An 18517-nucleotide genomic window follows, 5' to 3' on the forward strand; every position below is an offset into this window, starting at 1 on the left:
TTAGCGGTTGGTGCGCGACATGAACATCAGGCGCTCGAACAGGTGCACATCCTGTTCGTTTTTCAGCAGCGCCCCGTGCAGGGGCGGCACGACGGCCTTGTTGTCCTTGCTGCGCAATGCTTCGGCGGGGATGTCCTCGGCCAGCAGCAGCTTGAGCCAGTCGAGGAATTCCGACGTCGACGGTTTTTTCTTCAGGCCCGGCACGTCGCGCACTTCATAGAAGGTTTGCAGCGCCTGCGCCAGCAATTCCTGTTTCAGGTGCGGATAGTGGACGGCGACAATCTGCTCCATCGTGTCCTTGTCCGGGAATTTGATGTAGTGGAAGAAGCAGCGGCGCAAGAAGGCGTCCGGCAATTCCTTCTCGTTGTTCGAGGTGATGATGACGAGCGGGCGATGGCGCGCCGTGACCATTTCGCGCGTTTCGTAGACATAGAATTCCATGCGGTCGAGTTCGCGCAGCAAATCGTTCGGGAATTCGATGTCGGCCTTGTCGATCTCGTCGATCAGCAGCACCACCGGTTCGGGCGCCGTGAACGCCTGCCACAGCACGCCCTTGACGATGTAGTTCTGGATGTCGCGCACGCGCTCGTCGCCGAGCTGAGAATCGCGCAGGCGCGAGACGGCGTCGTACTCGTACAGGCCCTGCTGCGCCTTGGTGGTCGATTTGATATGCCATTGCATCAGCGGCATGTTCAGCGCCGCCGCCACTTCCTCGGCCAGCATGGTCTTGCCCGTGCCGGGCTCGCCCTTGATCAGCAGTGGCCGCTGCAAGGTCAGTGCCGCATTCACGGCCAGTTTCAGGTCGGCGGTGGCGACATAGCTGTCGGAACCTTCGAAGCGGTGGCCTTGCTGTGGGTGCTGTGCTTGCATGAGCGGTCTGCCAAAGTATTGAAAGGGTGAGTATAAACAGAACTGGGGCGTACTGCCACGCAGGCGGCCTGTGCCCGCCCGCATACACTGGTCTTTTTGTAGGTGGACTTGCAAGAACATCTTGGTTAGAATCGGCAAGTAGCAGCTTAATTGTCAACCTTAATTGTCAATACATAAGATCAATAAAAACCAGCTCTGGCGTTTCTCCGATTACCTTTGTTCACTTTGCCACTATGAAAAAAATATTTGCACTTCTCGTGCTTGCCGGCATCGCAAATGCCGTCACAGCGGCTGACATTGTAGGAAACGCCAAGGCAGCCACTGCCAAGGTGGAAATGTGTATCGGTTGCCACGGCATTCCCGGTTACAAGGCAACTTTCCCTGAAGTGTTCCAGGTGCCGATGATCGGCGGCCAGTCGGCAAAATACATCGAAAATGCGCTGCAAGCGTACAAGAAGGGCGATCGCAAGCACCCCAGCATGAAGGGCATCGCCAGTAGCCTGTCGGACCAGGATATCGCCGACGTCGCCGCCTACTATGCGCAACAAGCCAAGCCGAACTGAGGACCAGCCAGATGAAAACATTATTCGCCGCCCTCGTTTGCGCCACCGTCTCGTTTTCCGCCGTTGCCGCCGGCAATATCAACACGGGCAAGGTCCTGGCGGAGAAATACAGCTGCGCCACCTGCCACGGCAAGGATTATGGCTCGCCCATCGACCCGTCGTATCCGAAACTGGCGGGCCAGCACAGGGATTACCTGGAACACGCGATGACGGCGTACAAGCGGGGCGACAAGGCCAACGGCCGCAACAACGCCATCATGACGGGCCAGGTCAAGCCGCTGAGCAACCAGGATATCAAGGACCTGGCCGCCTACTTCCACAGCCTGCCCGGCACCCTGGTGACGCACCGCTGAGCGGTGTCGCCGGCTCAGGCTTTCAGCCCGACCCGGCGCGCCAGCTTGTGCAGATTGCTGGCGTCCAGCCCCAGCTGGCGCGCCGCGGCGGCCCAGTTGTCCTGATGCAGGGCTAGCGCCTGGCGGATGGCCTGGCGCTGGCTCGCTTCCACGATTTGATGCATGCTGAGCAAAGGCGCCGCTGCCGTCGCGCACGCTGCCGGCGCAGGGGTCAGCGCACCCGCCGGCGCCTCCAGCGCATCGAGATCGAGCATATCCGTTTCCAGGGTGACGATGTCCTTGCGGTCCGCGCCGCGGATCACGGCTTTCAGCGCGGCACGGCTGATCACGTGCTCGAGCTCGCGCACATTGCCGGGCCAGCGGTAGTGGCGTAGCGCCTCTTCCGCCGCCGCCGACAGGCGCAGGCTGCGCAGGCCCAGGCGTGCACGGTTGAGTTCCAGGAAACCGCCCGCCAGCAGCAGCACGTCATTGCCCCGCTCGCGTAGCGGCGGAATCGGCACGGGATACACGGATAAACGGTGGTACAGGTCGGCCCGGAACGTGCCGTCGCGCACATGCTCGCGCAGACTGCGGTTGGTGGCGGCGATCACGCGCACGTTGACCCGGCGCGGCCGGTCCGCGCCCAGGCGCTGGATTTCCCCATTTTGCAAGGTGCGCAGCAGCTTGGCCTGGATGGACAGCGGCAATTCCCCCACTTCATCGAGGAACAGGGTGCCCCCTTCGGCCGCCTCGAAACGGCCGGGCCGGTCGCTGACAGCGCCGGAAAACGCGCCGCGCACATGGCCGAACAGTTCGCTTTCGGCCAGGGACTCGGGCAGGGCCGCGCAATTGACATGGATCAAGGGCTTGCCGGCGCGGCGCGACAGCCGGTGCAGCCGGTGCGCGCACAGTTCCTTGCCCACCCCCGTTTCCCCCAGCAGCAGCACGGGCAGTTCCGAATCGGCCACCACCTGCAGTTCGTGCAGCAATTGCGTGATGGCGCCGCTCTGGCCGACGAAATCGTGTTCCTCGCGCGGCGCCTGCGCATTGGCCTGCATGGCGCCGCCCGACAGGCGCAGGCCGCGTATTTCGGCCTCCAGGCGGGTGACGCGCACGGCCGCCTCGATGGCGCACGCCAGTTCGCCCAGCTCGCGCTGCGCGCGGACATCGAAGGCGCCCACCTGCAGGGCGTCGAGCGTGATCACGCCCCAGCGTTCGCCTTCCAGGTCGAGCGCCATGCCCATGCAATCGTGCACGGGCAGCGGCTCGCCGGCCCGCTCGGCGATCAGGCCGTCGTACGGATCGGGCAGGGCACTGTCGTGATGGAAGCACAGCACGCCGCGCCGCTGCAGGATGGCGGCCAGGCGCGGATGGTCCGTGACGGCGAAACGGCGTCCCAGCGCATCGCTGGCCAGGCCGGCCATGGCCACGGGCCGCAGGTGCTCGCCATCGAGCTTGAGCAAGGCCACGGCCTCGCAGCCGAAGTGCGCGCGCAGGCTGCCCACCAGCCGTTGCAGGCGCACGGCCACGGGCAGGTCGGCGACCAGGTCGGTGAGTAGCAGAAGGTGCATGGCGGAGGTGGTCATCATGACCATGGAGGGTACAACGGACCCTGCCCAGGCAGGGTCATAACGACCCTGCAATTTTCAAATCGTTGATTTAAAACAAGTTTTTCCTGGCACACGGTTTGCCTAGGTAAGAGTGCCGAACCGGCAGACAAGACCAAGGAAAGCTTGATGAAAACCACTCCCTCCCTCGGCGCCATCGCCGCCGCCATCTGTGTCCTGGCGCTGCCCCAGTCCGTACAGGCGCAGGCCAGCCTGCCTGCCAGCGCCGCCGCCACTGCCGCCAAACCCGCCGCCGCGACGCTCAAGCGTTATGAACTGCAGACCAATATCGTCGATGGCAAGATGGTGTTCATCGACGCCAAGGGCCAGGTCAATCCCGTGCTGGCGGCAAACGTGGGCGACACGGTCGAACTCGTGCTGAAAAGCGGCGAGGGCGCCGAACATGATTTGCTGATACCCGAGCTGAACGTGGCGTCCGCCAAATTCAGCGCCAATACGGGCAAGACCAGCGTGCGCTTCAAGGTCACGCGCGCCGGCACGTTTACGTATTACTGCTCGATTCCCGGCCACCGGCAGATCGGCATGGAAGGCAAGCTGGAAGTGAGCGGCGCCTCGCTGGCAGAAGCCGGAGCACCGAAGGCGGCTGGCGTGGGCGCCGCCAGCGAATCGGGCCAGGCCGCCGCGCTGGCCCTGTACACGCCGGCGCCATCGCCGATGCGCGGACCCGATCCATCCGCCATCAGCGTGGCGGCCAACCCCGCCTCGGTGCCCGCCGCCATCGGCGCGCGCGCGCCGCAGACCCTGAAATACCGCATGGAGACGGTGGAACTGCCGGGCAAGCTCGATGACGGCACCAGCTTTACCTACTGGACCTTCAACCGCCAGGTGCCCGGTCCCATGCTGCGCGCGAAGGTGGGCGACACGGTGGAGCTGACCCTGTTCAATGCGAAGGACAGCAAGATGATCCACTCGATCGACCTGCATGCGGTGACGGGCGGCCATGGCGGCGGCCAGCACACGCAGGTGGCGCCGGGGCAGGAAAAAACCGTCACCTTCAAGGCGCTCAATCCCGGCCTGTATGTGTACCACTGCGCCACGCCGCTGGTGCCGCAGCATATCGCGGCAGGCATGTACGGCATGATCCTCGTCGAACCGGAAGGCGGCCTGTCGAAGGTGGACCGCGAGTATTACGTGATGCAGGGCGAGATGTACACGGGCCGTCCGCACGGCGCGCCCGTGCACCAGGAACCGAACCTGGAAAAGATGGCCAACGAGCTGCCCGACTACTACGTCTTCAACGGAGAAGTGGGCGCCCTGAGCAAGACGCACAAATTGCAGGCGACAGTCGGCGAGACGGTGCGCATCTACTTCGGCGTCGGTGGCCCGAACAAGATTTCATCGTTCCACATCATCGGCGAAATCTTCGACAAGGTGTACAGCGAAGGCTCGATCAGCAGCCCGAAACACGACGTGCAAACCACCTTGGTGGCCCCCGGCGGCGCGACCATCGTCGAACTCAAGGTGCAGCACCCGGGCAGCTACCTGCTGGTCGACCATGCCCTGTCGCGCGCCGGCAAGGGCGCCGTCGGCGTGCTGGAAGTCACGGGCGAGCCCGTGCCCGGTGTCTACCACGCGGGCGCCCGCCAATAAACCCTATTCATCCTCAAGGAACCATTATGGACATGATCGAGTTATCCCTGGGCCAGCTGGCCCGCCGCATCCCTGGCGCCACGCGCCTGTTCGATGCGCACCGCCTGGACTTTTGCTGCGGCGGCAACAAGACCCTGCGCGCGGCGGCCGAGGCGGCCGGCGTGGACGTCACCCCCATCGTCGAGGAGCTGCGGCTGCTGCAAGGGCGGACGGACGCCAGCGGCGAGCGTGACTGGCAGGAGGCTACGGCCACGGAGCTGGTGCAGCACATCCTGGCGCACTACCACGCCGTGCACCGCGAGCAGCTGCCCGAACTGATACGCCTGGCGCGCAAGGTCGAGCAGGTGCATGGCGAGCGCGCCGACTGTCCGCATGGGCTGGCGGAACACCTGTCGACCATGGCGCAGGAGCTGGAAAGCCATATGCGCAAGGAGGAGGACGTGCTGTTCCCCATGATCGTGCGCGGCCAGGGTCCGCGGGCCGGCGCACCGATCAACGTGATGCGCATGGAGCACGACGACCATGGCGTGGCCTTGCGCGCGATGGAGGCGATGACGAACGATATCAGCGCGCCGGCCGGCGCCTGCACCACCTGGCGCGCGCTGTACACGGGGCTGCGCACCTTCCGCGAGGACCTGATGGCGCACATCCATACCGAAAACAACATCCTGTTCGAGCGCTTCGCGCCGGCCGTGGTGCACTGACAAAGGAAAGACCGCATGGGTCCCTATAAAAAACTCTGGTTCACCCTGATCGGCGTGCTGATCGTGACCTTTTCGCTGCTTGGTTATTATGGCGTCGAAGTCTACCGACAGGCGCCGCCGATTCCCGCGCAAGTGCTGGCGCAGGATGGCCGGCAGCTGTTCGACCGCGAAGGCATCCTCGATGGCCAGACGGCCTGGCAATCCGTGGGCGGCATGCAGCTGGGCTCCATCTGGGGCCACGGCGCCTACCAGGCGCCCGACTGGACGGCCGACTGGCTGCACCGCGAACTGACGGCCTGGCTGGAGCTGGCGGCGCAAGAGCAGCACGGCAAGGCTTACGCGCTGCTGGACGGCCCCGCGCAGGCGGCCCTGCGCGAAGCGCTGAAGCTCGAGTACCGCGGCAACCGGGTCGACGATGCGCAGGTGCTGCGCCTGTCGCCGCGCCGCGTGCAGGCGCTTGCCCGCACGGCGCACTACTACGACCAGCTGTTTTCCGACGCGCCGGACCTGCAAAAGAGCCGCGAGCATTTCGCCATGAAGGAAAACACCTTGCCCAGCGCCGAACGGCGCGCGCAGATGACGCAGTTCTTCTTCTGGACGGCCTGGGCCGCCGCCACCGAGCGTCCGGGCCAGAAGGTCACGTACACGAACAACTGGCCGCACGAACCGCTGATCGGCAACCAGCCCAGCGGCGAGAACCTCGTCTGGTCGGTCGCCAGCGTGGTGGTACTGCTGGCCGGCGTCGGCTTCCTCGTCTGGGGCTGGGCCTTCCTGCGCGACCATGACGAAGCGCTGCCGGCGGCCGGTCCGCGCGATCCGCTGACCACTTTCGCCCTCACGCCTTCGCAGCGGGGACTGGGCAAATACCTGTTCCTCGTCGTCGCCCTGTTCATCTTCCAGGTCTTCATCGGCGGCTTTACCGCGCACTATACGGTGGAAGGGCAGCAATTCTATGGCGTCGACGTGTCGCGCTGGTTCCCGTATGCGCTCACGCGCACCTGGCATATCCAGGCCGCGCTGTTCTGGATCGCCACGGGCTTCCTGGCCGCCGGCCTGTTCCTCGCGCCGCTGATCAATGGCGGCCAGGATCCGAAGTGGCAGCGCCTCGGCGTCGACGTGCTGTTCTGGGCGCTGGTCGTCGTCGTCGTCGGCTCCTTCATCGGCAATTACCTGGCGATTGCGCAAGTGATGCCGCCCGAGTGGAATTTCTGGCTCGGCCACCAGGGCTACGAATACGTGGACCTGGGTCGTTTGTGGCAGATCGGCAAGTATGTGGGCATCCTGCTGTGGCTGTTACTGATGCTGCGCGGCGTCGTGCCGGCCCTGCGCCAGAAGGGCGGCGACAAGAACCTACTGGCGCTGCTGACGGCTTCCGTGGGCGCCATCGGCCTGTTTTACGGCGCCGGCCTGTTCTACGGCGAGCGCACGCATTTATCGGTGATGGAGTACTGGCGCTGGTGGGTGGTGCACCTGTGGGTGGAGGGTTTCTTCGAAGTCTTCGCCACCACGGCGCTGGCCTTCATCTTCGCGACCCTGGGCCTGGTGTCGGCGCGCATGGCCACCACGGCCAGCCTGGCGTCGGCGTCGCTGTTCATGCTGGGCGGCATACCGGGCACTTTCCACCACCTGTATTTTGCCGGCACGACCACGCCCGTGATGGCCATCGGCGCCAGCTTCAGCGCGCTGGAAGTGGTGCCGCTGATCGTGCTGGGCCACGAAGCGTGGGAAAACTGGCGGCTGAAGGAACGCGCGCCGTGGATGGAAAACCTGCGCTGGCCGCTGATGTGCTTTGTCGCCGTCGCCTTCTGGAACATGCTGGGCGCGGGCGTGCTGGGCTTCATGATCAACCCGCCCGTGGCGCTGTATTACATCCAGGGCTTGAACACGACTCCCGTGCATGCGCATGCGGCACTGTTTGGCGTGTACGGCTTCCTGGCGCTGGGCTTTACCTTGCTCGTGCTGCGCTATCTGCGGCCGCACTGCCAGTTCAGCCCGGCGCTGATGAAGACGGCGTTCTGGGGCTTGAACGGGGGCCTGGCGCTGATGATCTTTACCAGCTTGTTGCCAATTGGCATTATCCAGTTCCACGCCAGCGTGACGGAAGGCCTCTGGTATGCGCGCAGCGAGGCATTCATGCAGCAGCCGCTGCTGCAGACGCTGCGCTGGGTGCGCACCTTTGGCGACGTGGTCTTCATCGTGGGCGCCATCGCCATGGCGCTGCAGGTGGTGCTGGGATTGCTGGGCAAGGCGCCGAAAGCACCCGTACTGCAGCCGCAGGCAGGGGGCGGCGCGGCCGCCATGAAATAGCGTTGCCTAGCGGCGGCGCACGCAGTCGATATAGGCGTCCGTGTCCGGTGGCAAGCCCGAACGCTGCGACGCCCAGATCATCTGGCCCAGGCACTCCATCACTTCGTGCTGGGCTGCATGGGCCGAATCGAGGCGCTGCGTCAGCTGCTGCACGGCCGGGCGGATGCCGCGCGGCTGGTCGACCTGCACCTGTTCCGTGATCGACAGGTGCATGGACAGGTGCAGGAAGGGATTGGCCTGCCCGCCCTCGACGGAATAGTCGCGCGCCAGCGCCGCTTCAACGTCGCTCAGCTCGTTTTCATATTCGGGATGCTCGAGGATCCAGTCGAGCGCGATCGCTTCCATGGGCGTGAGGATGTCGTGGGCGCGGTGCTTGCGCAGGGTGTCGCAAAAGAAACGGCGCACATCGTCGGAAGAGGGGTTGAACATGGCTGGATAACTGTGGCTAAGGGCAGCCGGCATTGTACCGCGTACGTAAATTGTGTACGCTGTGCCAGCTGTTTTTGCCCTTCCACCGACCACCTGGAGAATGCCCGATGTTGAATGACGCCGCCCTCGATACCCTGTTCTACGCCGCCCGCACGCATAATGGCTGGCAAGACCGTCCCATCAGCGATGCGCTGCTCAAGCAGCTGTACGACACCTTGAAGTGGGCGCCCACTGCGGCCAATGGCTCGCCGATTCGCGTGGTCTTCGTCAAGTCGCCTGAAGCGAAGGCGACCCTGGTCGAGTGCATGTCGGCCGGCAACGCGGCCAAAGTGGCGCAGGCGCCCGTGACGGCCATCATCGGCATGGACATGGCGTTTTATGAACAGCTGCCCAAGCTGTCGCCCCACGTCGACGCGCGCGCCTGGTTCACGGGCAACCAGGCGCTGTCCGATGCGACGGCGTTCCGCAATTCTTCGCTGCAAGGCGGTTACCTGATCCTGGCCGCGCGCGCCCTGGGCCTCGATTGCGGCCCCATGTCCGGCTTCGACACCGAAAAACTCGACGCCGCCTTCTTCGCCGACACCACCGTCAAGGCCAATTTCGTCTGCAGCCTCGGCTATGGCGATCCCGACCGCGTGCGTCCCCGCGCGCCGCGCCTGTCCTTCGAGGAAGCGTGCCGCATTGTCTGAATGACTACTCCAGCGTAATTTCCAAGGGCATCGCGGATGCCCTTTTTTACGCCTCGCGACCGCGTTCATGAGCCGATAGTCACCGCAAATTAATACCTGGCAGTAAGTATTATCCACTAGCGCCGCGCCCCGGCAGCGCCAAATAACGGTGATAAAATCGCCGTTCTTGATATTTGCACTGGACACGACGGCGATTGTATTGCCGCTTTTTCAGCCGGCAACGACGGCCGTGCCGTTCCATTGCCCGCACCTTTGCCACCAAATCTTGCTTTGGGACTATCCCGTAGCGCGGCAGCATGCCTGACACCATCGACCTCCGCCTCTCCGGCTGCCTCGGCGTTCCGGATGGCGGGCTGTTTTTCGTTCGATCCTCGATCGATCGCTTGCGGTCGCGCTGGTGCCGCCGCGGTGGCGCACAAGAATCATCCTATTCATGAACGGAGTTACGTATGCGTAAATCGCTATTACTTTTAATGTCGTGCCTGATCCTGGCGGCATGTGACAAGACCCCGCCGGCTTCGTCGGAAAAACCGGTCGACGTGCTGCTGGTCGGCGCCGGCACCATGAGCGCCACCCTGGGCAGCATGCTCAAGGAACTCGACCCGTCGCTGACGATGGAAATGTACGAGCGCCTCGGTTCCGTGGCGGCCGAAAGCTCGGACGCGATGAATAACGCGGGCACGGGCCACTCGGCGTTTGCCGAGCTGAACTACACGCCGGAAGCGGCCGACGGCAGCATCGAAACCAAGAAAGCCGTCGATATCAACGAGCAATTCGAGATTTCCAAGCAGTTCTGGGCTTACCAGGTGGAAAAGAAGCACCTGGGCGCGCCGCAGACCTTCATCAACAACGTGCCGCACATGAGCTTTGTGTGGGGCGATGCGAATATCGCTTTCCTGCACAAGCGCTATGAAGCGATGCAAAAGCAAAACCTGTTCAAGGGCATGCTGTACTCGGAAGACCCGGCGCAGATCGCGCAATGGGCGCCGCTGGTCATGCAAGGCCGCGACAAGGGCCAGAAAGTGGCCGCAACGCGGATGGAGATCGGTACCGACGTCAATTTCGGCACCCTCACGCGCGGTCTGGTGAGCTACCTGACGGACAGCCATGGCATGGCACTGCATCTGCGCCATCAGGTGCAGGACATCAAGCGCGGCGCCGACGGCGTGTGGAACGTGACGGTGAAAAACCTGGCCGACGACACGGAAAAGACCGTGCGCGCCAAGTTCGTCTTCATCGGCGCGGGCGGCGGTTCGCTGCCGCTGCTGGAAAAATCGGGCATTCCTGAAGCCAGGGGCTACGGCGGCGTGCCGGTGGGCGGCCAATGGCTGGTCACCACGAATCCGGATCTCGTGGCGGCGCATGCGGCCAAGGTGTATGGCAAGGCGTCCGTCGGTTCGCCGCCGATGTCCGTGCCGCATCTGGACACGCGCATCATCGACGGCAAGAAAGCCTTGCTGTTTGGCCCGTTCGCCACCTTCTCGACCAAGTTCCTGAAAAACGGTTCGTGGATCGACTTGCCCGCCTCTATCGGCAGCGGCAACATCAAGCCCATGCTGCAAGCCGGCTACGACAATATTCCGCTGACCAAATACCTGGTCGAACAAGTGATGAATACGCCGGAAGACCGTTTGAAGACCCTGCGCGAATACTTGCCGAATGCCAAGATGGAAGACTGGACCCTGCAAAACGCGGGCCAGCGCGTGCAGATCGTCAAGGATGATCCGGTTAAAGGCGGCTTGCTGCAGTTCGGCACGGAAGTCGTCGGCGCCGCCGATGGCAGCATCGTTGCCCTGCTGGGCGCCTCGCCTGGCGCCTCCACCGCGCCGCCGATCATGATCAAGGTGCTGCAGACGGCGTTCAAAGCGCGCCTGGCGACGCCGGAATGGCAGGCGAAGATGGTGGAAATGGTGCCGTCGTATGGTCAAAAGCTGAACAACGACCCGGCCCTGGCCAACAAGATCCGCCAGCACAGCAGCGCGATCCTGGGCTTGAAAGCCATCACGCTCGACGTGCCAGCGGCAGCGCCGGCGGCAAATTAAGTGAGCCTGACCGGCAGGGAGGTTTCCTGCCGGAATGAAAAAAAGGGGCAGCCTGGTCAGGCTGCCCCTTTTGCGTGGGAGCGTGCGTTCATGTCTGGCCGGCTACTCCTTGCCCGGCAAAATCAGCTCGGGCGTGCGCCCTTCGGCGGCAGCGCCGTCGCAAGGCTTGGCCAGCGCGGCACCGTCCTGCGCCCGCGGCGCATGCGGCTGGCGCAGGTAGCGCGAGGTATGGCGGTGCGCTTGCTGCGCGTTGCCATGCACGGGCCAGGTCAGGAAGCGGGACAGCTCCTGCAAGGCGCGCTGGTACACATCGCGTTTAAATTCAATCACGACATCGAGCGGGACCCAGTACTCATGCCAGCGCCAGGCGTCGAACTCGGGATGGTCGGTCAGGCGCAGATTGACGTCGTTGTCGCGCGCGCACATTCTCAGCAGAAACCAAATCTGCTTCTGGCCACGGTAGTGGCCGCGAATCTCGCGCTTGATGAAGTGGTCTGGCACTTCATAGCGCAGCCAGTCGCGGGTGCGGCCGACAATTTTGACGTGTTCCTGTCTGAGTCCGATTTCCTCTTCAAGTTCGCGAAACATGGCTTGTTCCGGAGTTTCGCCATATTTGATACCGCCTTGCGGAAACTGCCATGAGTGCTCGCGCACCCGCTTGCCCCACCACACCTCGTTCTGGGCGTTTAGCAGGATGATGCCGACGTTGGGCCGAAACCCTTCACGGTCGAGCATAATGCACCTCAAACTTTCTGCGACAGCGCGTCTTTTTTTACATTTTTGCCCACAACTCCGCAAGCCGGTTGCCTTTTCGGGGTGCGAAAAGAGCCGGAATCGCACCAATTGAGCGCATTTGTGTAAAGTATGGACGCATCAGCCAGCTAATCCTTTAAAATTAGGTTGATTATAACCCTCTCTTTTTAAAAAGAATTCACCGTTATGCGCGCCTCCCGTTTTTTTATTTCCACACTTAAAGATGCACCTTCTGACGCGGAAATCGTCAGCCACCAATTGATGATGCGTGCAGGCATGATCAAACGCCTCGGTTCCGGCATCTATACCTACATGCCGATGGGCTTGCGCGTGATCCGCAAGGTGGAAGCCATCATCCGTGACGAGATGAACAAGGCCGCCGGCATCGAACTGCTGATGCCGCTCGTGCAGCCTGCCGAACTGTGGCAGGAGACGGGCCGCTGGACCAAGATGGGCGATGAACTGATGCGCGTGAAAGACCGCCATGGCCGCGAATACGCGATCCAGCCGACATCGGAAGAGGTCATCACGGACGTCGTGCGCACGGAAATCAAGTCCTATCGCCAGCTGCCGTTGAATTTTTACCATATCCAGACCAAGTTCCGCGACGAGCGCCGCCCACGCTTCGGCCTGATGCGCGGCCGCGAATTCACCATGAAGGACGCGTACTCGTTCGACCGCGACCTGGCCGGCATGCAAGCGTCGTACAAGGTCATGTTTGATGCCTACACCAGTATCTTCACCCGTTTCGGCCTGCAATTCCGCGCCGTGGCAGCCGACAACGGCGCCATCGGTGGTTCCGGTTCGCATGAATTCCACGTCATCGCCCACACGGGCGAGGACGCGCTCGTGTACTGCCCGACGTCCGACTACGCCGCCAACATGGAAGCGGCCGAAGCGCTGCCGCCGGCTGGCGAGCGCGCCGCCGCTACCCAGGCCTTGACCAAGACGGCCACGCCGGACACCGTCAAGTGCGAAACCGTGGCCACCCTGCTGGGCCTGGATCTGTCGCAGACCGTGAAAACCATCGCCCTGACGGTGGAAACGACGGGCAAGGACGAGAAAGTCACGAAACAGTTCTTCATGCTGCTGCTGCGCGGCGACCATGAGTTGAACGAGATCAAGGTAGGCAAGGTTGCCGGCCTGGCCGGCCACCGTTTCTCGACGGAAGCAGAAATCCTGGAAGTCTACGGCACGATTCCCGGCTACCTGGGCCCGATCGGCACCAAGGCACCGGTCACCGTGGTGGCGGACCGCACGGTTGCCCATATGGGCGATTTCGTCTGCGGCGCGAATGAGGCCGGTTTCCACTACACGGGCGCCAACTGGGGCCGCGACATGGCCGAGCCTGCCATCGTGGCCGATTTGCGCAATGTCGTCGCCGGCGACGCGTCGCCGGACGGCCAGGGCCTGCTGGCCATCGAGCGCGGCATCGAAGTGGGTCACGTGTTCCAGCTGGGGACGGCGTACTCGGAAAGCATGAAAGCCACCTTCCTCGACGAGAACGGCAAACCGGCGCCGCTGCAGATGGGTTGCTACGGCATCGGCGTGACGCGCATCCTGGGCGCCGCCATCGAACAGAACTTCGACGACAAGGGCATCATCTGGCCTGCGTCGATCGCGCCATTCGAGGTCGTGCTGTGCCCGATGGGCATGGACCGCAGCGAACTGGTCAAGGAAGAGACGGAGAAGCTGTACGCGGCCCTGCAAGGCGCCGGCGTCGATGTCATCGTCGATGACCGCGGCTTGCGCCCAGGCGCCATGTTTGCCGACTGGGAACTGATTGGCGTGCCGCACCGCATCGTCATCGGCGAGCGGGGCTTGAAAGAAGGCAAGCTGGAATACCAGGGCCGCCGCGACGCGGAAGCGACCGGCGTGGCACCGGACGAGATCGTTGCCTTCATCCAGGGCAAAATGGCGCAGTGAAGCGTCTATCCGTAAGTCAAGTGGCCGGCGCCCTCGCGCTGGCCGCCTGCCTGGCCTGCGCTTTCCCGGCGCAGGCCGGCAACCAGAAGGAAGAGGCGCTGGCCGACTCCGTCCGCCTGGCGCTGTCGCATGCGATCCGCGACGAACGCCCGCCGCAACCCAAATTTTCCACCCCCGCCGAGTTGCAGCGCTACCAGCAATGGCTGGCGCAGATGTCGCAACGCCTGCAGCGCAAGCTGCCGGACGCGCAGTTGCGCACGGAATTCCTGGAAACAGTATGGTATGAAGCGCGCCGCGCCGGCCTGGAACCGGCCCTGGTGCTGGGCCTGATCCAGGTCGAGTCGGCCTACCGCAAATATGCCGTCTCGCTGGCCGGCGCGCGCGGCTACATGCAGGTGATGCCGTTCTGGACGGGCGTCATCGGCGACAGCGACCGCAGCAAGCTGTTCCACATGCAGACGAATCTGCGCTATGGCTGCGCGATTTTGCGCATGTACCTGGACATGGAAAAGGGCGACCTGTACCTGGCCCTGGGCCGCTACAACGGCAGCCGGGGACGCGCCGAGTACCCGAATGCCGTGCTGGCCGCGTGGAAATTGTGGGAATTCAAGCCTGCCGCCTGAACGCAAGTCAAAAAAAATGCCCCGCTCGCTGATTCAGCGGCGGGGCACTCGCACGGCTGACGCAGCCGGCGCGTATCTGATCATTTCAAATGATCGGAGATCAGTTTCGTCATTTCAAACATGGAGACTTGGGCTTTGCCGCCGAAAACGGCTTTCAGCTTGTCGTCCGCATTGATCATGCGGCGGTTGGCCGGATCTTGCAGATCGAGTTTTTTGATGTAATCCCATACCTTTTTGGTCACTTCCGTGCGCGGCAGTGGTGCTGCGCCAACAACGGCGGCCAGTTCTTTCGATGGCGTCATTGCTTTCATGAATGCTGCGTTTGGCTTGCGTGGTGTTGCCGGTGCTGCCGCTTTCTTCGCCGCTGCTGGTTTAGCTGCTGCCTTGGCTGCGGGTGCTGCTTTCTTGGCGGCTGCAGGCTTGGCTGCTGCTGCTTTGGCTGGCGCTGCTACTGGGGTTTTTTTGGCTGTTGCCATCTTCGAGCCTCCTTAACAAACACATGGGAAATTGCGCAATTAATCGCACGGCTAATATTGGTGTGGATTTACCTAGTATGCAAGTGTTTTTCACGTTTTCACGAGGAAAAAGCAGGGAAATGACGCGCCTGTCGCCCGGGCGCACCGCTTGGGGGCGTGGAACGGCGTTTTTGCCCGTAAATGGCATGGTTGCTGGCTATGCGGGGAGGGGGACTGCGGAGGGAGGGAAGAGTGATGCCGGACACATGAAAATGCAATCCGGCATTATTTAGAACGATGTTTTTAGCCTGTCGCGTTTGCACACGCGGCTTAATGAAGGCCTTCAAAATCACAGCGAGCGGATGGTATTTGTGGCCGAGAAGCGCAACCGTACTGAAGTACGGTGAGCATCGCCGGCCGCAAAGACCACCGCGCAGCGGATTTTGAAGCCTTATCTCATCCCAGGCATCATGCCCTTCATGGAGCGCATCATCTTCATCATGCCGCCGCCCGACAATTTTTTCATCATCGTCTGCATTTGCTCGAATTGCGTCAGCATGCGGTTCACTTCCTGCACCTGCACGCCGGCGCCGGCGGCGATGCGGCGCTTGCGCGTGGCCTTGATCAATTCAGGCTTGGCGCGCTCCTGCGGCGTCATCGAATCGATGATGCCGCACATGCGGCGCACCTGTTTGTCGGCCTGGTCCATGTTCTTGCCGCCGGCCGCCTGCTGGAACTGGGCCGGCAGCTTGTCCATCAGGTTGGCCATGCCGCCCATTTTCTTCATCTGGCCCAGCTGCGCCTTGAAGTCGTTCATGTCGAACTTGCCACCTACCTTGATCTTTTGCGCCAGGTCCGCCGCCGCCTTGCTGTCGACGCCCTTGCGCGCCTCTTCCACCAGCGCGAGGATGTCGCCCATGCCGAGGATGCGGTTGGCCATGCGGGTCGGGTCGAACGCTTCCAGGCCGTCGAGTTTTTCCGAGACACCGGCAAACTTGATCGGCTTGCCCGTGATGTGGCGCACCGACAGGGCCGCGCCACCGCGCGCATCGCCATCGAGCTTGGTCAGCACGATGCCGGTCAGCGGCAGCGCATCGTTGAAGGCCTTGGCCGTGTTGATGGCGTCCTGGCCCAGCATGGCGTCGACGACAAACAGGGTCTCGATCGGCTTCACGGCGCCGTGGACGGCGGCGATTTCGCGCATCATCTCTTCGTCGATACCGAGACGGCCCGCCGTATCGATGATCAGCACGTCGTGGTAATGCTTTTTCGCCCAGTCCAGCGCGGCCAGCGCGATATCGACCGGCTTGTCCGTGCTGGTCGACGGGAAGAAGTCGGCGCCCACCTGGGCGGTGACCGATTGCAGCTGGGCGATCGCGGCAGGGCGATACACGTCGGCCGAGACGGTCAGCACTTTCTTTTTCTTTTCTTCCTTCAGGTATTTCGCCAGCTTGCCGACGGTGGTGGTCTTGCCCACACCCTGCAGACCGGCCATCAGGATGATGGCGGGCGGCTGCTGGGCAAAGCTGATCTGCGACGCTTCCGGGCCCAGGTCGGCGCCCATCAGGGCTGCCAGTTCGCGCTGCACCACGCCCACGAGGGCCTGGCCTGGCGTCAGCGAGGAAATGACATCCTCGCCCATGGCTTTTTCTTTGACTTTGGCGATGAATTCGCGCACGGCGGGCAGGGCGACGTCGGCTTCGAGCAGCGCCAGGCGCACTTCGCGCAGCATGTCGGCGGTATTCGCTTCGGTCAGGCGCGCCTCGCCGCGCATGGTCTTGACGACTTTGGCAAGCCGTTGGGTGAGATTATCTAGCATGATGAACCTGCAATGAAAAGCTTGGGAGTGGGCGGCGCAAGCCGGACGATGGGCGCCATTTTACCCCATCGCGTGGCCCTGGCGCGCCATTGCTGCACAGCCTGGCGGTTGGCCGGCTTTTGAATTAGTTGGTATTTCTGCCAATGCCGCGATTGCATGAAAGCTAAAATCGCGGTTAAAATGAGAATAATTCTTATTTACATTCGAGGGCGCCACGCGCCATACCGGAAAGGGGTGCCATGTCGGCCGCCGATTTTGCCCAGCAACAAGACCTGCACGCGCTCTACAGCAGCCATCACGGCTGGCTGCAGGGCTGGCTGCGGCATAAGCTGGGCAATGCGGGCGAGGCGGCCGACCTGGCGCAAGACACCTTCATCAGCGTGCTTGCCAACGGCATGGCGCCGCAAATCCGCGAGGCGCGCCCTTTTCTCGCCACCATCGCGCGGCGCCTGGTGGCGCACCGCTACCGCCGCCAGGTGCTGGAAGACGCCTACCTGGAGGCGCTGGCCTGCTTGCCGCCCGAGGCGGCGCCCGCGCCGGAAGCGCGCCTGCTGGCGCTCGAAGTCTTGCAGGAAATCGACACGGCCCTCGACGGCTTGCCCGCTCCCGTGCGCACGGCTTTCCTGCTGGCGCAGCTGGAAGGCCTCAGCTATGCCGAGATCGCCGCGCGCCTGAACGTGTCGGCCAGCTCGGTGAAGCAGTATCTGACGCGCGCCAACCGCCAGGTGTTTTTCTCCCTGCCGGCATGAGCACGGCGGGCGAAGCGGCGGCCCCGGCGGCCATCAGCGAGGACGTGCAGCTGCAGGCGGCCGAATGGCTGACGCTGCTGATGTCGGGCGATGTGGGCGAGGCGGAGCGGGCCGCCTGGCAGCGCTGGCGCCGCGCCGCGCCGGAACATGAACAGGCCTGGCAGCATATCGAGGCCGTCGCGCAGCGCCTGCAAGGCGTGTACCGCGACAGTGCGCAGCGCACGGCGGCCGCGCAGGCGCTGGCCAGCGCCGGCCCGCCCGCCAGCGGCAAGCGGCGCCAGCTGCTCGTCTGGCTGGGCGTGGCGACCGGTGGCGGCTTGCTGGCCGCGCAGACGGGCGCCTGGGATGGCGTGCGCGCCCTGCGCGCCGACTACCGCACGGCCACGGGCGAGCGGCGCGAAGTGGCGCTGGCCGATGGCAGCGTGCTCAGCTTGAATACGGAGTCGGCCGTGAATGTGCGCTTCGACGGCAGCCGCCGCCTGATCGAGCTGCTGGCCGGCGAAATCCTCGTCGTCAGCGGCCGGGGCGCCGGCAGCGACGCGCCGCTGGAAGTGGCCACGCGCGAAGGCCTGGTGCGCGCGCTGGGCACGCGCTTTTCCGTGCGCCAGCAGGATGGCTACAGCACGGTCGATGTCTTTGAAAGCGCCGTCGAGATTCGTCCGCGCGACGGCGACGGCGCACCGTTGCTGCTGGCGGCCGGGCGCGGCGTGACGTTTTCCCGTCACGCACCCGACGCGCCGCATGCCGTCGATGCGTATGCGGACGCCTGGTTGCGCGGGCAGATGATCGTCGATGACGTGACCCTGGGCGATTTCCTGGCCGAGCTGGCCCGCTATCGCCCCGGCGTGATCCATTGCGCGCCGGAAGTCGCCCAGCTGCGCCTGTCGGGCGTGTTCCCGCTGGCCGACACCCAGCGCATCCTGCACATGCTGCCCAACTCGCTGCCGGTGCAGGTGCGCAGCCGCACGGCGTACTGGGTGACGGTCGAACCCGCGCCATAGCCGCGGCATAAAGAATATTTATCGAGCGGACTGCCCG

The 18517-nt window shown here is 63.6% G+C and carries 17 protein-coding genes; 11 read left to right on the forward strand and 6 right to left on the reverse strand.

Annotated features, from left to right (window positions below; genetic code table 11):
* Complete coding sequence (locus YQ44_RS02290; protein WP_071321993.1) at nt 1-870, reverse strand: AAA family ATPase; 870 nt, start codon at nt 868-870, stop codon at nt 1-3.
* Nucleotides 871-1103: 233 nt separating this feature from the next.
* On the opposite strand from YQ44_RS02290, the gene YQ44_RS02295 reads away from it, so the two are divergent.
* Together YQ44_RS02295 and YQ44_RS02300 are read left to right on the forward strand one after the other, a co-directional pair.
* On the forward strand, nt 1104-1433 hold the full coding sequence (locus YQ44_RS02295) for a c-type cytochrome (RefSeq protein WP_071321994.1): 330 nt from the start codon (nt 1104-1106) through the stop codon (nt 1431-1433).
* A gap of 11 nt (nt 1434-1444) precedes the next feature.
* Nucleotides 1445-1786: a c-type cytochrome gene (locus YQ44_RS02300; protein ID WP_071321995.1), complete on the forward strand. Its 342-nt coding sequence runs from the start codon at nt 1445-1447 to the stop codon at nt 1784-1786.
* A 14-nt stretch (nt 1787-1800) separates the two neighbouring features.
* On the opposite strand, the gene norR is transcribed toward YQ44_RS02300, so the two are convergent.
* Entirely contained in the window at nt 1801-3351 is a 1551-nt protein-coding gene (gene norR / locus YQ44_RS02305; protein WP_071326209.1) for a nitric oxide reductase transcriptional regulator NorR, read from the reverse strand.
* 150 nt (nt 3352-3501) lie between these two features.
* Between norR and nirK the strand changes: the two genes are divergently transcribed.
* Genes nirK through YQ44_RS02320 form a run of 3 tightly spaced genes read left to right on the forward strand, consistent with a single transcriptional unit; the run spans nt 3502 to nt 7994 of the window.
* On the forward strand, nt 3502-4983 hold the full coding sequence (nirK, locus tag YQ44_RS02310; protein ID WP_071321996.1) for a copper-containing nitrite reductase: 1482 nt from the start codon (nt 3502-3504) through the stop codon (nt 4981-4983).
* Nucleotides 4984-5009: 26 nt separating this feature from the next.
* The gene (gene ytfE, locus YQ44_RS02315) at nt 5010-5687 is read left to right on the forward strand and encodes an iron-sulfur cluster repair protein YtfE (protein ID WP_071321997.1); all 678 of its coding nucleotides are present in this window, start codon (nt 5010-5012) and stop codon (nt 5685-5687) included.
* A gap of 15 nt (nt 5688-5702) precedes the next feature.
* A complete protein-coding gene (locus YQ44_RS02320) occupies nt 5703-7994 on the forward strand; it encodes a nitric-oxide reductase large subunit (protein ID WP_071321998.1) in 2292 nt (763 codons plus the stop codon).
* Between the two features lie 6 nt (nt 7995-8000).
* Here YQ44_RS02320 and YQ44_RS02325 read toward each other — a convergent pair whose 3' ends face one another.
* Nucleotides 8001-8423 (reverse strand): DUF1841 family protein, encoded by a 423-nt coding sequence (locus YQ44_RS02325; RefSeq protein WP_071321999.1) that lies wholly within the window; start codon nt 8421-8423, stop codon nt 8001-8003.
* A 107-nt stretch (nt 8424-8530) separates the two neighbouring features.
* Between YQ44_RS02325 and YQ44_RS02330 the strand changes: the two genes are divergently transcribed.
* Together YQ44_RS02330 and mqo are read left to right on the forward strand one after the other, a co-directional pair.
* Complete coding sequence (locus YQ44_RS02330; protein ID WP_071322000.1) at nt 8531-9112, forward strand: malonic semialdehyde reductase; 582 nt, start codon at nt 8531-8533, stop codon at nt 9110-9112.
* Between the two features lie 449 nt (nt 9113-9561).
* A complete protein-coding gene (gene mqo, locus YQ44_RS02335; protein ID WP_232251034.1) occupies nt 9562-11154 on the forward strand; it encodes a malate dehydrogenase (quinone) in 1593 nt (530 codons plus the stop codon).
* A gap of 102 nt (nt 11155-11256) precedes the next feature.
* On the opposite strand, the gene YQ44_RS02340 is transcribed toward mqo, so the two are convergent.
* A complete protein-coding gene (locus YQ44_RS02340; protein ID WP_071322002.1) occupies nt 11257-11889 on the reverse strand; it encodes an RNA pyrophosphohydrolase in 633 nt (210 codons plus the stop codon).
* A 204-nt stretch (nt 11890-12093) separates the two neighbouring features.
* Here YQ44_RS02340 and YQ44_RS02345 point away from each other — a divergent pair, with 204 nt between their 5' ends.
* Both YQ44_RS02345 and YQ44_RS02350 read left to right on the forward strand, forming a co-directional pair.
* Nucleotides 12094-13833, forward strand: a complete 1740-nt coding sequence (locus YQ44_RS02345) for a proline--tRNA ligase (RefSeq protein ID WP_071322003.1) — start codon at nt 12094-12096, stop codon at nt 13831-13833.
* Nucleotides 13834-13853: 20 nt separating this feature from the next.
* Entirely contained in the window at nt 13854-14456 is a 603-nt protein-coding gene (locus YQ44_RS02350) for a lytic transglycosylase domain-containing protein (protein ID WP_232251035.1), read from the forward strand.
* Nucleotides 14457-14536: 80 nt separating this feature from the next.
* Here YQ44_RS02350 and YQ44_RS28005 read toward each other — a convergent pair whose 3' ends face one another.
* Both YQ44_RS28005 and ffh read right to left on the reverse strand, forming a co-directional pair.
* Complete coding sequence (locus YQ44_RS28005) at nt 14537-14932, reverse strand: SWIB/MDM2 domain-containing protein (RefSeq protein ID WP_071653383.1); 396 nt, start codon at nt 14930-14932, stop codon at nt 14537-14539.
* 430 nt (nt 14933-15362) lie between these two features.
* On the reverse strand, nt 15363-16730 hold the full coding sequence (gene ffh, locus YQ44_RS02360) for a signal recognition particle protein (protein WP_034746567.1): 1368 nt from the start codon (nt 16728-16730) through the stop codon (nt 15363-15365).
* Between the two features lie 239 nt (nt 16731-16969).
* On the opposite strand from ffh, the gene YQ44_RS02365 reads away from it, so the two are divergent.
* Both YQ44_RS02365 and YQ44_RS02370 read left to right on the forward strand, forming a co-directional pair.
* Nucleotides 16970-17479, forward strand: a complete 510-nt coding sequence (locus YQ44_RS02365; protein WP_071322005.1) for a sigma-70 family RNA polymerase sigma factor — start codon at nt 16970-16972, stop codon at nt 17477-17479.
* Complete coding sequence (locus YQ44_RS02370; RefSeq protein ID WP_071322006.1) at nt 17476-18480, forward strand: FecR domain-containing protein; 1005 nt, start codon at nt 17476-17478, stop codon at nt 18478-18480. Before YQ44_RS02365 ends, YQ44_RS02370 begins: the two co-directional genes overlap by 4 nt.
* The last annotated feature ends 37 nt before the right edge of the window (nt 18481-18517 follow it).

The organism is Janthinobacterium sp. 1_2014MBL_MicDiv (genome assembly GCF_001865675.1).
Taxonomy (GTDB): domain Bacteria; phylum Pseudomonadota; class Gammaproteobacteria; order Burkholderiales; family Burkholderiaceae_D; genus Janthinobacterium.

What these genes read in the sequence shown, in the direction of transcription:
- YQ44_RS02290 (WP_071321993.1), bottom strand. Translation starts at nt 870, where the DNA reads ATGCAAGCACAGCACCCACAGCAAGGCCACCGCTTCGAAGGTTCCGAC.
- YQ44_RS02295 (WP_071321994.1), top strand. Translation starts at nt 1,104, where the DNA reads ATGAAAAAAATATTTGCACTTCTCGTGCTTGCCGGCATCGCAAATGCC.
- YQ44_RS02300 (WP_071321995.1), top strand. Translation starts at nt 1,445, where the DNA reads ATGAAAACATTATTCGCCGCCCTCGTTTGCGCCACCGTCTCGTTTTCC.
- norR (WP_071326209.1), bottom strand. Translation starts at nt 3,351, where the DNA reads ATGACCACCTCCGCCATGCACCTTCTGCTACTCACCGACCTGGTCGCC.
- nirK (WP_071321996.1), top strand. Translation starts at nt 3,502, where the DNA reads ATGAAAACCACTCCCTCCCTCGGCGCCATCGCCGCCGCCATCTGTGTC.
- ytfE (WP_071321997.1), top strand. Translation starts at nt 5,010, where the DNA reads ATGGACATGATCGAGTTATCCCTGGGCCAGCTGGCCCGCCGCATCCCT.
- YQ44_RS02320 (WP_071321998.1), top strand. Translation starts at nt 5,703, where the DNA reads ATGGGTCCCTATAAAAAACTCTGGTTCACCCTGATCGGCGTGCTGATC.
- YQ44_RS02325 (WP_071321999.1), bottom strand. Translation starts at nt 8,423, where the DNA reads ATGTTCAACCCCTCTTCCGACGATGTGCGCCGTTTCTTTTGCGACACC.
- YQ44_RS02330 (WP_071322000.1), top strand. Translation starts at nt 8,531, where the DNA reads ATGTTGAATGACGCCGCCCTCGATACCCTGTTCTACGCCGCCCGCACG.
- mqo (WP_232251034.1), top strand. Translation starts at nt 9,562, where the DNA reads ATGCGTAAATCGCTATTACTTTTAATGTCGTGCCTGATCCTGGCGGCA.
- YQ44_RS02340 (WP_071322002.1), bottom strand. Translation starts at nt 11,889, where the DNA reads ATGCTCGACCGTGAAGGGTTTCGGCCCAACGTCGGCATCATCCTGCTA.
- YQ44_RS02345 (WP_071322003.1), top strand. Translation starts at nt 12,094, where the DNA reads ATGCGCGCCTCCCGTTTTTTTATTTCCACACTTAAAGATGCACCTTCT.
- YQ44_RS28005 (WP_071653383.1), bottom strand. Translation starts at nt 14,932, where the DNA reads ATGGCAACAGCCAAAAAAACCCCAGTAGCAGCGCCAGCCAAAGCAGCA.
- ffh (WP_034746567.1), bottom strand. Translation starts at nt 16,730, where the DNA reads ATGCTAGATAATCTCACCCAACGGCTTGCCAAAGTCGTCAAGACCATG.
- YQ44_RS02365 (WP_071322005.1), top strand. Translation starts at nt 16,970, where the DNA reads ATGTCGGCCGCCGATTTTGCCCAGCAACAAGACCTGCACGCGCTCTAC.
- YQ44_RS02370 (WP_071322006.1), top strand. Translation starts at nt 17,476, where the DNA reads ATGAGCACGGCGGGCGAAGCGGCGGCCCCGGCGGCCATCAGCGAGGAC.